Below are 13,724 nucleotides of genomic sequence, written 5' to 3' on the forward strand. Positions count from 1 at the left end.
CGTAGAGAGGGACTAAAAAAAGAAAAAAAAAAGAGAAAAAGAAAAAAAACCAAAGAAACCACGGGCAAACCCCCCCTTTCCCCCCCCCCCCCCTTCCGGCTTTCGGCATGCCATCAGTTCGCGAAGTCGGGGTAACCGAGGGGTAAGCACCACGACATCGAAGGGAGGCATCCGTGCCCCTGACATTCCGCAAGAGTTTCCGGATCCTGCCCGGAGTGCGGCTGAACATCAACCGGCACTCCTGGTCCCTCACCACCGGTGGCAGGCACGGCCCCCGGCGCACCCACAGCAGTACGGGACGTCGTACGACATCGATGGATTTGCCCGGACCTTTCGGATGGCGGCGTACCCGTAGCGCCAAGCGGCGTTGACGGCATGTCACCCGAATGGCCCCCCTGAGAAGGTGCCATCTCATATCTGAGATAGCCTCAACCTCATGGCAGACGACTACCTCGTACGCATCGGCAGGCTCATCCGTGACGCCCGGCAACACCGTGGCTGGACACAGGCGCAGCTCGCCGAGGCGCTCGGCACTTCCCAGAGCGCCGTCAATCGCATCGAGCGCGGCAACCAGAACATCAGCCTTGAGATGATCGCCCGAATCGGTGAAGCCCTGGACAGCGAGATCGTGTCGCTGGGGTACGCCGGTCCGATGCATCTGAGGGTCGTCGGCGGACGTCGGCTGTCCGGTTCGATCGACGTCAAGACCAGCAAGAACGCCTGCGTGGCACTGCTGTGCGCCTCACTGCTCAACAAGGGGCGCACAGTGCTGCGCCGGGTCGCCCGCATCGAGGAGGTCTACCGGCTTCTGGAGGTGCTCAACTCCATCGGTGTACGTACCCGTTGGATCAACGACGGAGTCGACCTGGAGCTCGTGCCGCCGGCCGAGCTGAACATGGCGGCGATCGACGCCGAGGCCGCCGTACGCACGCGGTCCATCATCATGTTCCTGGGCCCGCTGCTGCACCGCATGGACCGCTTCAAGCTGCCGTACGCCGGTGGTTGCGACCTCGGCACCCGGACCATCGAGCCGCACATGATCGCGCTGCGCCGGTTCGGTCTGGAAGTGGCGGCGACGGAGGGCCAGTACCACGCCACCGTCGACCGGTCCGTGCGGGCCGGGCGGCCGATCGTGCTGACCGAGCGCGGCGACACCGTGACCGAGAACGCGCTGCTGGCCGCCGCGCGGCACGACGGTGTCACGGTCATCCGTAACGCCTCCTCCAACTACATGGTCCAGGACCTGTGTTTCTTCCTGGAGACGCTGGGCGTCCGGGTCGAGGGCATCGGCACGACCACGCTGACCGTGCACGGTGTGCCGAACATCGACGTCGACGTCGACTACTCGCCGTCCGAGGACCCGGTCGAGGCGATGAGCCTGCTGGCCGCCGCGGTGGTCACGGAGTCGGAACTCACGGTGCGTCGCGTCCCCATCGAGTTCCTGGAGATCGAGCTGGCGGTCCTGGAGGAGATGGGCCTCGACCACGACCGCACGGCCGAGTACTTCGCCGACAACGGCCGTACCCGGCTGGTGGATCTCACCGTCCGGCCCTCCAAGCTGGAGGCGCCGATCGACAAGATCCACCCGATGCCGTTCCCGGGTCTGAACATCGACAACGTCCCGTTCTTCGCGGCCATCGCGGCCGTCGCGTCGGGCAAGACCCTGATCCACGACTGGGTCTACGACAACCGCGCGATCTACCTCACCGACCTCAACCGCCTCGGCGGCCGGCTCCAGTTGCTGGACCCGCACCGCGTCCTGGTCGAGGGCCCGACCCGCTGGCGAGCCGCCGAGATGATGTGCCCGCCCGCGCTGCGGCCGGCCGTGGTCGTGCTGCTGGCGATGATGGCGGCGGAGGGCACGTCAGTGCTGCGGAACGTGTATGTCATCAACCGCGGTTACGAGGACCTTGCCGAGCGGCTGAACTCCGTCGGGGCGCAGATCGAGATCTTCCGGGACATCTGATACGCGGATGCCGCCGTACTCGGTCCTGCTTCTCTGCGAAGAGGTAGGTCAGAAATGGGTACGGCGGCATCCGAGTTCGGTCCGCTTCAGTCCGGGTCAGTCCACCGGGTGACCGGGTGAGATCGTTTTGGCGTCGTCGAGGCGCAGCAGCGGCCCGTTGTGCACATCGTGCCCGCCCCACTCGACCGGGTCGAGGACGAAGCCGATGTGGTCACCGCCGCCGACGCGCGTGATGATCCGGCCGACGAACCAGTCCGGCGCGTCCTGAAGGATGACGGCCCCGCCGTGCCCCGCCCGCCAGCCGACGTGCCGGAACTTGTCCTCACGGTCGCCGGTGCGTCCGCCGAACAACTCGGCCAGGGCGTGCTGTTCGCGGGCCAGCAGGTGCACGGCCAGGAACTGCGCGGAGCGTGCCACCCGGAAGGTGTGATTGACCTCCGAGAGCCACACCACGAACCGCACCGGCCGGATGGAGCACTGCGAGGCGAAGCCGACCAGGCACCCGGCGCGTTCGCCGCCCTCCGCGGCGGTGACCACACACATGTCGGGGTTCAGCCGTCCGAGGAACTCGTCCATGCCCGCCATGCCCAAGCCGCTCCCGTCACCCGTGAATCCGCCTCTCGGCATCACCTCACCACGCACCACGGGTCCATGCCATCCACCGATAGGCTCACCGATCATGACCGTCGCCCGTTCCATTGCCCTGTTCGCCGTCGCCGCTCTGTTCGAGATCGGCGGTGCCTGGCTGGTCTGGCAGGGCATCCGGGAGCACAAGGGCTGGATCTGGGTCGGCGCCGGGGTCATCGCTCTCGGGCTGTACGGGGTCGTGGCCACCTTCCAGTCGGACGACAACTTCGGACGCATCCTCGCCGCGTACGGCGGGATCTTCGTCGCCGGGTCCATCGCCTGGGGCATGGTCGCCGACGGCTACCGCCCCGACCGCTGGGACGTGATCGGCGCGTTGGTCTGCCTCACCGGGATGGCCGTGATCATGTACGCGCCCCGCGGCAACTGAGCCGCTCGCACCGCAGGACGCCGTCGGCTGAAACTCTCTCTCACCGGGACTGAAACCCGGCTGAAGCCGTTCTGAACCGCCGCGGTCGCAAGCTCTGCGGCATGACGACGACGCATCAAGAGCTCGCGATCGCAGCAAGCGGTCTGCGCAAGTCCTACGGGGACAAGACCGTCCTCGACGGCATCGACATCCAGGTGCCCGCGGGCACGATCTTCTCCCTGCTCGGGCCGAACGGCGCCGGCAAGACCACGGCGGTCAACATCCTGTCCACGCTGATCTCCGCCGACGGCGGACAGGCGAGGATCGCCGGGCACGACCTCGTCGCCGAGGCCCAGGCGGTGCGTGCCGCGATCGGTGTGACCGGGCAGTTCTCCGCCGTCGACGGACTGATCACCGGCGAGGAGAACATGCTGCTGATGGCCGACCTGAACCATCTCTCCCGGAGCGAGGGGCGGCGGGTCACCACCGAGCTGCTGGAGCGCTTCGACCTCACCGAGGCCGCGAAGAAGCCCGCGTCCACCTACTCCGGCGGCATGAAGCGGCGTCTGGACATCGCCATGACGCTGGTCGGCAGTCCGCGGATCATCTTCCTCGACGAGCCGACCACCGGTCTCGACCCACGCTCACGCCACAACATGTGGGGCATCATCCGTGAGCTGGTCTCCGACGGCGTCACCGTCTTCCTCACCACCCAGTATCTGGAGGAGGCCGACGAACTCGCCGACCGCATCGCGGTGCTCAACGGCGGCCGGCTCGTCGCGCAGGGCAGTGCCGAGGAGCTCAAGCGGCTCATCCCCGGCGGGCACGTGCGGCTGCGCTTCTCCGACCCGGAGCTCTACGAGCGGGCCGCGACCGCGCTGCGCGAGACCACCCGGGACGACGACGCGCTCACCCTGCAGATCCCCAGCGACGGAAGCCAGCGCGAACTGCGCGCCATCCTCGACTGGCTGGACGCCGCCGGCATCGAGGCCGACGAGCTGTCCGTGCACACCCCTGACCTGGACGACGTGTTCTTCGCCCTCACCGGCGGCGCCACCGTTCCCGACCAGCCCAAGGAGACCGTCCGATGAGCACCGCCGGCTACGCGTTCCGCGACAACCTCACCATGCTGCGGCGCAACCTCCTGCACGCGCGCCGCTACCCCTCCCTCACCCTGAACCTCCTGCTCACGCCGGTCATCCTGCTGCTGCTCTTCGTCTACGTCTTCGGCAATGTGATGAGCGCCGGCATCACCGGCGGCCACGCGGACCGGTCCGAGTACGTCGCCTACCTCGTCCCCGGCATCCTCTTCCTGACCGTGGCCATGACCTCGCTCGGCACCTCGGTGTCCGTGGCCACCGACATGACCGAGGGCATCATGGCCCGGTTCCGCACCATGGCGATCTCACGTGCCTCCGTGCTGATCGGTCATGTGATCGGCACCGTGATCCAGACGCTGATGGCTCTGGTGCTCGTCCTGGGCATCGGACTGGCCATCGGCTTCCGGCCCGACGCGACGCCGGTCGAGTGGATCGCGGCGGCCGGGCTGATGGCGCTGGCCAGCGTCGGGCTGACGTGGATCGCCGTCGGCCTCGGCCTGGCGAGCCCCAACGCCGAGGGAGCCAGCAACATGGCGCAACCGCTGGTCATGCTGCCGTTCCTGTCCAGCGCGTTCGTGCCGGTGGACGCCATGCCGGGCTGGTTCCGCTGGTTCGCCGAGTACCAGCCCTTCTCGCCCTTCATCGAGACCCTGCGCGGGCTGCTGCTGGGCAGCGGGATCGGTACGACGAACGCGCTGCTGGCCGTCGCCTGGTGCCTGGGGCTGACCGTGCTCGGCTACCTGTGGTCCAAGGCGCAGTTCAGCCGTGAGCCGCGGCAGTGAGCTCGTGCAGGGCCACGACCCGCAGTTGATCCCGCCCCAGGGCCGCGTACCTCGACCTCGCGTCGGCGTACGCGGCCCGGTCCGCGTTCTCGCCCGCCTGCCGGGACCGGGACGAGGACAGCGTGGGGAACTCCCGTACCACCGGCATCCGTTCCGCGAGCGCGATCAGCCGTACGGCCGTCGGGTCGCCTTCGGCCAGCGCGGCGTATCCGAGGGCGAGCAGGACGGTGCCGTACACCGGAAGCTCCAGAGGGGATCCCTCGCCCGAGTCGGACAGCATCCCCAGCAGCCGTTCCCGCAGCTTCTTGGTGAGCCCGGCCACCGGCTCCAGCCGGCCGTGCTGTGCGTGCGCCGCCACCGCGGCGGCCTGCACCTGCAGTTCCCACGGATCCACGAACGGATCGTAGTCCTGCAGCAGCCGGTCCTTGCGCAGTTGCTCGACCGCCTGGCGCCACAGCCCGAGCCCGATCTCGGACAGCCCCCGGGCCAGCGCGATCTCCGCCCGGGCGGCCAGATCGGGGGCGAAGATCCGGGCGGACTCCGGCTGCTGGTCCAGGGCGGCGAGCTCCAGCCAGTGGTCCGCCTCGTCGATCTCCCCGCGCTGCAAAGAGGCGAGCACCAGTCCCCCACGGACGCCGATCGAGTCCGACCACTCTCCGAATCGGTCGAGCGCGTCGAGCGCCGCGCGCAGATGGTCGTACGCCTCGTCCCCCCGCTCGGACTGCAGGCACAGCTCGCTGATCCGCCCATGGGCGAGCAGCAGCATGGAGGGGTTGCCGAGCGGGTCCAGCCGGTCGGGCAACAGGCGGGCGTACTCGAGCGCGCGCTCCGGGTCGTGCTCGGCCTCCCACACATAGCTGGCGATGCAGGCCGCGACGCCCGCCAGCAAGGGCTCGTCGGCCTCGCACAGCTCCCCGAGCCGCGCGTATGCGGGCGGATGGGTGTCCGGGAGGGCGCACAGCACGACGGAGAGCGCTCGCAGCAGGGTGTCCGGCGGGGCGGCCGGCAGCCGGCGCAGCGTGGCGAGCTGCCGTACGGCATGCGGACCATGTGCCATGAAGAGGCTGGCCACGCAGACGGCGGCCGCGCTGCGGGCCGACTCGACGTCCTCGGGCCCGGGATGGAAGTGGGACAACGGCGCGCCGGTCTCGGCGGCGAGCGCGGAGAGCCGGGCGAAGTTGGTGTCGGTGGCCCACAACGAGGCCAGTACGGCGGTCAGCGCGGCGGTGGTCGGCAGGTCGGCGCGCGCCAGGGCGTAGCGCACCGCCAGGACCAGGTTGTCCTGCTCGGCCCGGACGTGCTTCCAGGCGGACACCGGGTCGGCGCTGAAGAGCACATCGTGGTGCGCCCGCCCGAAGTCCCGTGCCCAGGCCAGGAACCGGTCGGTCCCGATCTCGTCCTCCCCGGCCTCGGCCCGCTTCCCGGCGCTGAACTCCCGCAGGGTCTCCAGCATGTGGAACCGCACCCCGGAAGGACCGTCGTCCACCTTGATCAGCGACTGCCCTGCCAGCTGTTCCAGCAGCTCCAGCGGGTCACCGTTCTCGCCGAGGACGTACTCCGCCGCCTCCTCGGTGAAGCCCCCGGGAAACACGGACAGGGCGCGCAGCGCGGCCCGTCCTTCCGGCTCCAGCAGATTCCAGCTCCACTCGACCACGGCCCGCAGCGTGCGATGCCGCTCGGGTGCGTCACGGGCGCCGCCGCGCAGCAGCGCGAAACGGTCCTTCAGACGGCGCGCGATGTCGGCCACGGAGAGCACCCGGACCCGGGCCGCGGCCAGCTCCACGGCCAGCGGCAGCCCGTCCAGGTGCCGGCAGATCGCGGCCACCTGATCCGCCGGCAGGTCCACACCGGGCCGTGCGGCCCGCGCCCGCTGCTCGAAGAGTTCGACGGAGGTCGGCAGGGACAGTTCCGGCAGGGCGTACACGGACTCGGAGGTCAATCCCAGCGGAGCCCGGCTGGTGGCCAGGACGCGCAGTTCCTTCGACCGCGACACCAGTGCCTGTACGAGACCGGACGCGCCGACGATCACGTGCTCGCAGTTGTCCAGCACCAGCAGCACGGGTCCGGGTCCCAGCGCGGCCACGATCCCGCTCACCGCGTCCTGGCCGCCGCCGCGTTGACGGCCCTCCCCGCCGCCGACGGCCGAGGCCACTTCACCGGCCACGTCGTCGTCGGCGGTGACACCGGCGAGGGTGACGAAGTGCACGACAGGCTGCTCGGCCGCCCGGCTCACGGCATGGGAGAGCCGGGTCTTGCCCAGCCCGCCGGGACCGACGACGGTGACCACCCGGGCCGTGCGCAGCAGCCCGGCCACGGCGGCGATGTCGGCGTCCCGGCCCAGCAGGGGGTTCGGGTCGTGGGGGATGCCGTGCCGAGCGGGCGGCGCGTCCGCGCGGAGCAACTCCTGGTACAGGGAGCGCAGTCCGGGCCCCGGGTCGGTGCCCAGCTCGTCGCGCAGCTTGCGGCGATAGACGTCGTACCGGCTCAGGGCGGCGGCCCGGCCCGCCGTGGCGGCCTCGCAGCGCAGCAGCTGCGCCAGCACCTCCTCGTCGCGCGGCAGCTCCCGGGCCAGCTCGGCCAACGGTGCGGCGGCCTCGTCCTGCCGTCCCACTCGGGCGAGGGCGAGAGCCCGGGAGCGGACCAGCGAACGGTGGGCCTGGACCCGGTCGGCCCGCAGCGCCACCACAGGATCGTGCAGGTCCTCCCCCGTACCGGCGCCCGTGCCCCCGTCCCACAGGGCCAGGCCTTCCTCGGCCTGCGCCAGGGCGCCCGTGTGATCGCCCGCCCGCGTACGCTCGGCGCTCGCCGTCTCGTACAGCACCACCGCGGCGGCGTCGACCTGTGTCTCGTCCAGCGCCAGCCGGTACCCCGTCGGCGTGCTCACGATCAGATCGGCGCCCAACTGCCCCCTGAGCCGCGACACCAGGACCTGCACCGCCTTGCCGGGCCGCTCCGGCAGCTCGTCCGGCCACAGCCCCTCCACCAGCCGACCCGTGCTGCAGCCGGTGCGCAGCTCCTGCGCGAGCAGCGCCAACAGTCCGCGCAGCCGAGGCGCGGTGATCTCCCGTCCGTGCCAGGCGACGCGGGACAGCAGGGTCAACTCGGTCGTCACCCGTGCAGACTAACCAGCCGGACAGGACTACGCCGCTCGGATTTGCCCACGCGAGACGTCCTGCGGCTGCCTCCGGGCCGGCCAGGAGTGTTCCGCGTGGACCGGGTCGGCGCGGCATGGGCTAAACTGGATCACGAGCTGGTCGCCGCGATTCGGGGCGATTGGTCTCGCGTTGGTGGTCCAAGGAAAGACGCCCCGCTTCCTGCGGGGAAATGCAGGTGCAAGGCCTGCCCAGCGCTCCATGATCGGGCCCGTCCGCGCAGTGCGCGGACGGGCCCGATGCGTTGTCCGCCCGCGGTCTCGGTCGGGAGGTCAGTCGTCGGGGATGCCGGCGCCGCTGAGGGCCGGGACCGTCTTCTCCGGGCGGGCGAGGGAACGGGCGCCGAGCCGGAACTGGTCGAGCTTGTCGACGATTCTCCGGCCGACCGGGGTATGGCCCCAGATGCTGATGCCCTGATGGGTGCTGGGTTCCCAGGTCGTCTCGTCGACGACGAGGGGGTTCCAGCCGACCTCCCACTCGAAGCCCGAGGGGGTGCGGGCGTAGTAGGAGAGCTCCTTGTCGTTGGTGTGCTGTCCGACGGACAGGGCCATGTCGAAGCCGAGTTCATGGACGCGGTCGTAGCTGCGGGCCAGGTCGTCGAGAGAGGCGGCCTGGATGTTGAGGTGCTGGACGCGGGTGCGCACGGGGTCGACGGGCAGACCCCGGACAGCGGCGATGGCGATGGAGTGGTGCCGTTCGTTGACGCGCAGGAAGCGGATCTTGAGCTTGACGCCGCTGATCGTCTCGTCGATGTAGTCGGTGAGGCGGGCGTCGAAGACCGTGTCGAAGTAGCCGCGCATCAAGGCCGGTTCGGCGGAGGTGATGGCTACATGGCCCAGGCCCGAATCGCCGGTGACCCAGCCGGCCGCGAGCATCTTCAGGGGCCTGGGCGAGAGGACCGGGGTGGTGTAGATCTCCTGCGTGATGCCCTTCGGGCCGGGGAAGCGCAGCAGGCGTTCGACGCCGCGCTGTGCCGCCTCCTCCGCGGTGCCCTCGGCGCACGGCACGCCATGGGCGCGGACGCGGGCCTCGATCTGCTCGAAGGTGGTGTGGTCGTCGAGGTGCCAGCCGGTGGCCACGACGTCCTCGGCGGGTCCGCGCCGCAGCAGGAAGCGGCACTCCTGGTCGTCGAGGCGGAAGCGCATCAGGCCGGTGTCGAGGTCGTCGTGGTGCATACCGATCGCGTCGGTGCCGAAGCGACGCCAGTCGGTGAAGCGGTTTGTCTCTATGACGATGTAGCCGAGGTGGACCGAGCCGAAGACCGAGGCGGTGTTCATCGGCGGCCCGCCAGGAAGTCGGCGCAGATCCGGTTGAAGAGCTCGGCCCGCTCGAACTGCACCCAGTGCCCGGTGTTGGCGACCTCGTACAGGTCGCAGTTGGGCATGCGGTCGGCGAGCATCCGGCCACCGGACGGGCGGTTCACCCGGTCGGCCGCACCCCAGAGCACCAGCGTCGGCACGGGCAGCCGGGACAGGCGGGCGTCGCGGGTGAAGTCCATCCTCCACAGCGTGCGCAGGGCGTTCGGGCCGGCCGGACGGCGCAGTGGCGGGGCCGCGATCACCTCCGGGTCGATGCTGGCCTCGTAGCGGGCGTCGATCACCGAGTCGGGGACGTCGGCGGCGTTGAAGACCAGGTGGGTGCGGATGAACTTCTCCAGCTTCAGGCGGGAAGGGCCGTCACCGGAGTAGTAGTCGAGGAGGCTGTTCAGGCCGGGCGTGGGCAGGGCGCGGGTGGTGCCGATGCCGCCGGGGCCCATCAGGACCATACGGTCGACCCGGCCGGGGGTGTCCAGGGCGAGGCGCAGGGCGCAGGCGCCGCCGTAGGAGTTGCCCACCAAGTGGGCCTTGTCCAGGCCGAGTTCGTCGAGCACTCCGCGGATGCCGGAGGCGAGGTAACCGAAGGGGTCGGTGCCGTCCATGCCCTTGGTGCTGCGGCCGTAGCCGGGCAGGTCGGGGACGATGACCCGGTACTTCTTGGCCAACTCGGCGATGTTGCGGGTGTAGTTGGAGACGCCGGAGGCGCCGGGGCCGCCGCCGTGCAGCAGCAGGACGGGCGGGCCGTCGCCGGTCTCCGCGACGAAGATCTTCTTGCCGAGGACGTCGAGCAGCGACTCCCGCATCGACGTCGGGGCGGTGGTGTGCGGGTTCATGGCGTTCCTTGGACGGCGGTGGAGGTGGTCATGTGTGAGGTCGGCGCGAATCCGGCCGGGGGCGGGGGGAGTCGGGCTCCCGAGGGGGCGGCCGCGTAGACGTAGGCGTCGGGGCGCAGGGCGAGCGTGGCGGCCCGGCGTACGGTCATCCAGGTACGCAGTACGCCGTCCCGGTCGACGACGGCGCCCTCCGCCGGACGCGAGCCGGCCGGCAGGACGGTCAGCGAGGGGACGCCGCTGCGCCGCCACGCGGGCTGCGGGGTGGGCGGTCCGTCGTGCAGCAGCAGCCAGCGGCCGCCGAGCACATCGTCGAGGCGGACCCGGGTGCCGTCGGGGCCGGTGACCCAGGGCTGGGGGATCTGGTGGCCCGATGCCCTGGTGCGGGGGCGGGCCTGGAGGCCGTCGGCGTAGCGGGCGACGGGGATCCAGTGGGAGTCCTGCAGCCGGCCGCCGAAGCCCGGCACGCGGTTCAGCAGCGGAAGCAGGGCGTCCCGGAGCCAGGTGACCACGGGCCGCCGGTCAGTGATGATCCGGCCGACGAACACCGCCCGTCTGGTCACCTCCCTCACATGCGGCTTGCGTTCCGTCTCGTAGCTGTCGAGCACCGGCTCGGGCAGCTCTCCGCGCAGCACGGCGTCGAGCTTCCAGCACAGGTTGGCCACGTCGCGCACCCCGGCGGCCATGCCCTGGCCTATCCACGGCGGCATCGCGTGGGCGGCGTCACCGGCGAGAAAGACCCGGCCCACCCGGAAGCGGGCGGCGAAGCGGACATGGTGGCTGTAGACGGTGGCGCGCAAGATCTCGATCTGGTCCCGGTCGATGCCGTACCGGGACACCATCGAGTGGATCGCGTCGTCGGTCGTCAGGTGCGTCTCGTCGTCGCCCGGCAGGATCGGGAACTCCCAGCGGTGGTGGCCCAGCGGCGTCGGGCAGTCGACCGCCGGGCGGGCCGGGTCGCAGCGGAAGCGCAGCCGGTCGTGGTCCGGCCAGGGCTTGATCATCTTGGTGTCGATGACGACCCAGCGGTCCTCGTACGTCCGTCCCTCGTAGCCCACGTTGAGCTGTGCCCGGGTGAGGCTGGAGCCGCCGTCGGCCGCGATGACGTACCGGGCGCGCAGCCGTCGTACGGAGTCGTCTGCGGTCGCCACCACCGTCAGTTCCACGCCGTCCGCGTCCTGGCGCAGCCGCACGCACTCGTGCCGAAGCCGCACGTCGACGCCGGGGTAGCGGCCGACGCCGTCGCGCAGGACCTGTTCCAGGGCGGGCTGGTAGATGAACATCTGCGGCGGATGGCCGTGGCCGCGCGGGGTGGGGTGCGCGCTGAGGAAGACGCGGCCGCGTGCGTCGACGAAGTCGAGCGGCCGGTCGGCCAGCATGTCGTGCTTCAGCCGTTCGGCCAGGCCGACGCGCTGCCAGATCCGCAGGACCTCCTCGTCGGTGGAGATCGCCCGCGCCCGGGAGAAGACCTCGGCGTCGCGCTCCAGCACGACGACTCTCAGGCCCGCGGCGCCCAGCAGGTTCGCGGCGGTCACCCCCGTGGGGCCGTATCCGATGACCGCGACGTCGTACTCGTCCTCGTCGTCGGCTCCGCCTCCGGTCCTGCCCCCGGCACTGATCCCCTTCACCAGGTCACCTCACTGTCGTCCCTGTCGCGGCTCTTCGGTTCTTCCATGGCTCTTCGGCTCTTCCATGGCACGTTGCTGTAGCGTTTACTCCAATTGGAGTGAACGCTACGGTAAGCTCGACGTCAGGGCCGGTCAAGTGCCGGCATGACGGGAAAGGCAGCTCCCATGACCAGGCCTGCGACGGCACGCAGAAAGCGGGCGAACGGCGTGGAGTCGCGGCAGCGCATCCTCGACGCCGCCGTCGAGATCTCGGGCGAGCGCGGCTACGAGGGCACCTCGATCGCCGCGGTCAGCGCCAAGTGCGGGCTGCCCGCGAGCTCGATCTACTGGCACTTCGAGGACAAGGACGACCTGATCGCCGCGGTCATCGAGCGCAGCTTCGCGGCCTGGCTGCGGGCCGTCGAACTGCCCGGCGCCGAGGCCGGCACTCCGCTGGAGCGGGTGACGGCCATGGCGGCGAACGTGGCGCATTCGCTGGTCGAGGCTCCTGACTTTCTGCGCCTGGGCCTGATGCTCGCCCTGGAGCGGCACCCCGCCGAGCCCCGGGGGCGATCCGAGTTCCTCCAGGTGCGCGGCATCGCCAGGGCACGGATCACGGACATGATCCGCGCCCTCTTCCCGTCCCTGGACGAGGACGTCGTCGGCACTCTCACGACGTACGCCGTGGCCGGCGCCGACGGGCTCTTCGTGCACCACGAGATCGACGGCGACCGGGGTGACCTGGCAGCGATGTTCGAACTGCACGCGCGGCTCGTCTACGAGGCGGCCGTCCGCGCGGCGGAGAGGAGCGAGGGATGAGCCCGACCCGCAGAGAGGTCCCCGGAGAAGTCGCTGAAGTAGTCCCCGCAGAAGTCCCGGCAGAAGTCCCCAGAGAAGTCCCCAGAGAAGGACGAGAAACCGCACCATGACAGACGCACCCCGCCGGATCGACGTCCACCAGCACCTCGTCCCGGCCCTCTACCGCGACGCCCTCGCCAGGGCCGGCATCGTCGAGGCGGGCGGCCGCGCGGTGCCCGACTGGAGCCCTGAGGCGGCCCTTGAGGCGATGGACCTGCTGGGTACCGAGACGGCGATCCTCTCCGTCTCCACCCCCGGCACCGGCTTCCTCACCGACCCGGATGAGGCGGCCGGCCTCGCCCGGCGGCTCAACGACCACTGCGCCGGCCTCAGCGCCGGGCACCCCGCCCGCCTCGGCTGGTTCGCCACCCTGCCCATGCCCGACGTCGCCGCGTCGGCGCGGGAGGCCGAGCGCGCCCTGGCCGAGCTGGGGGCCGACGGGGTCGTCCTGCTCGCCAACAACCGGGGCGGCTATCTGGGCGCCGAGGGCCAGGACGCCCTGTGGCGGGTCCTCGACGCGCACGGCGCGGTCGTGTTCGTCCACCCGGCAGAGCTGCCCGCGCCCGCCGTGGACGGCATCCCGCCGTTCGCCGCCGACTTCCTCCTCGACACGACCCGCGCCGCCTATCTGCTCGTACGCAACGGCGTCCCGGGCCGGTACCCGAACATCCGGTTCGTCCTCAGCCATGGCGGCGGCTTCGTGCCGTACGCCTCCCATCGCATGGCCGTCGCCATCGCGAGCGACCTCGGGCGCAGCCCCGGTGACGTCCTGGAGGACTTCCGCGGCTTCTACTTCGACACCGCGCTCTCCTCCAGTCCCGCGGCACTGCCCACGCTGCTCGCCTTCGCCCGTCCCGGGCACATCCTGTTCGGCAGCGACTGGCCCTTCGCGCCGGCCGCGGCGGGGCAGTACTTCGCGAGCGGACTCGACAGCGGTGTCGATCCCGGCACCCTCACGGCGGTCAACCGCACCAACGCCGAGGCGCTCTTCCCCCGCCTGGCCGGCGGCACTCCCCCGGCGCCGACGCCCCGTCCGCTCACGGCACGTCTGCGCCAGTCCGCCCGGCGCGCCGGAGCCCGGCTCGTCTTCAAGCTCGTCCAGCCCGGCACGGACTGAGG

General features: G+C 70.8%; 12 protein-coding genes. 7 read left to right on the top strand and 5 right to left on the bottom strand.

The genetic code is table 11. The features are described 5' to 3' along the window. Positions 1 to 173 precede the first annotated feature (173 nt). Both ACFQ6S_RS15450 and ACFQ6S_RS15455 read left to right on the top strand, forming a co-directional pair. Entirely contained in the window at positions 174 to 371 is a 198-nt protein-coding gene (locus ACFQ6S_RS15450; RefSeq protein ID WP_383408605.1) for a DUF4236 domain-containing protein, read from the top strand. Positions 372 to 436: 65 nt separating this feature from the next. Then, complete coding sequence (locus ACFQ6S_RS15455; RefSeq protein WP_383408608.1) at positions 437 to 1,966, top strand: helix-turn-helix domain-containing protein; 1,530 nt, start codon at positions 437 to 439, stop codon at positions 1,964 to 1,966. A 96-nt stretch (positions 1,967 to 2,062) separates the two neighbouring features. Here the strand turns inward: ACFQ6S_RS15455 and ACFQ6S_RS15460 are convergent, their stop codons facing one another. Beyond that, positions 2,063 to 2,551, bottom strand: coding sequence for a flavin reductase family protein (locus tag ACFQ6S_RS15460; RefSeq protein ID WP_383408611.1), 489 nt, complete (start codon positions 2,549 to 2,551; stop codon positions 2,063 to 2,065). Positions 2,552 to 2,645: 94 nt separating this feature from the next. Between ACFQ6S_RS15460 and ACFQ6S_RS15465 the strand changes: the two genes are divergently transcribed. The 3 genes from ACFQ6S_RS15465 (at position 2,646) to ACFQ6S_RS15475 (ending at position 4,842) form a co-directional block, all read left to right on the top strand. Continuing rightward, positions 2,646 to 2,981 carry a YnfA family protein gene (locus tag ACFQ6S_RS15465; RefSeq protein ID WP_383408614.1) on the top strand — a complete coding sequence of 112 codons (336 nt, stop codon included), beginning with the start codon at positions 2,646 to 2,648 and terminating at the stop codon, positions 2,979 to 2,981. 101 nt (positions 2,982 to 3,082) lie between these two features. Beyond that, positions 3,083 to 4,051 carry an ATP-binding cassette domain-containing protein gene (locus ACFQ6S_RS15470; protein WP_383408619.1) on the top strand — a complete coding sequence of 323 codons (969 nt, stop codon included), beginning with the start codon at positions 3,083 to 3,085 and terminating at the stop codon, positions 4,049 to 4,051. Continuing rightward, positions 4,048 to 4,842 (top strand): ABC transporter permease, encoded by a 795-nt coding sequence (locus ACFQ6S_RS15475; protein WP_383408622.1) that lies wholly within the window; start codon positions 4,048 to 4,050, stop codon positions 4,840 to 4,842. Before ACFQ6S_RS15470 ends, ACFQ6S_RS15475 begins: the two co-directional genes overlap by 4 nt. On the opposite strand, the gene ACFQ6S_RS15480 is transcribed toward ACFQ6S_RS15475, so the two are convergent. The 4 genes from ACFQ6S_RS15480 to ACFQ6S_RS15495 form a co-directional block, all read right to left on the bottom strand. Then, positions 4,820 to 7,954: an ATP-binding protein gene (locus ACFQ6S_RS15480; protein ID WP_383408625.1), complete on the bottom strand. Its 3,135-nt coding sequence runs from the start codon at positions 7,952 to 7,954 to the stop codon at positions 4,820 to 4,822. The genes ACFQ6S_RS15475 and ACFQ6S_RS15480 overlap by 23 nt on opposite strands. Positions 7,955 to 8,266: 312 nt before the next feature. Then, entirely contained in the window at positions 8,267 to 9,271 is a 1,005-nt protein-coding gene (locus ACFQ6S_RS15485) for a VOC family protein (RefSeq protein ID WP_383408628.1), read from the bottom strand. Then, positions 9,268 to 10,143, bottom strand: coding sequence for an alpha/beta fold hydrolase (locus ACFQ6S_RS15490; protein WP_383408631.1), 876 nt, complete (start codon positions 10,141 to 10,143; stop codon positions 9,268 to 9,270). The genes ACFQ6S_RS15485 and ACFQ6S_RS15490 overlap by 4 nt, the downstream gene beginning before the upstream one ends. Continuing rightward, positions 10,140 to 11,759, bottom strand: a complete 1,620-nt coding sequence (locus ACFQ6S_RS15495; protein ID WP_383409282.1) for a bifunctional 3-(3-hydroxy-phenyl)propionate/3-hydroxycinnamic acid hydroxylase — start codon at positions 11,757 to 11,759, stop codon at positions 10,140 to 10,142. The genes ACFQ6S_RS15490 and ACFQ6S_RS15495 overlap by 4 nt, the downstream gene beginning before the upstream one ends. Positions 11,760 to 11,933: 174 nt before the next feature. On the opposite strand from ACFQ6S_RS15495, the gene ACFQ6S_RS15500 reads away from it, so the two are divergent. Together ACFQ6S_RS15500 and ACFQ6S_RS15505 are read left to right on the top strand one after the other, a co-directional pair. Next, a complete protein-coding gene (locus tag ACFQ6S_RS15500) occupies positions 11,934 to 12,566 on the top strand; it encodes a TetR family transcriptional regulator (RefSeq protein WP_383408633.1) in 633 nt (210 codons plus the stop codon). Positions 12,567 to 12,672: 106 nt separating this feature from the next. Further along, on the top strand, positions 12,673 to 13,722 hold the full coding sequence (locus tag ACFQ6S_RS15505; protein WP_383408635.1) for an amidohydrolase family protein: 1,050 nt from the start codon (positions 12,673 to 12,675) through the stop codon (positions 13,720 to 13,722). Positions 13,723 to 13,724 lie beyond the last annotated feature (2 nt).

The organism is Streptomyces sp. NPDC056479, assembly GCF_042795335.1.
Classification (GTDB): Bacteria; Actinomycetota; Actinomycetes; order Streptomycetales; family Streptomycetaceae; genus Streptomyces.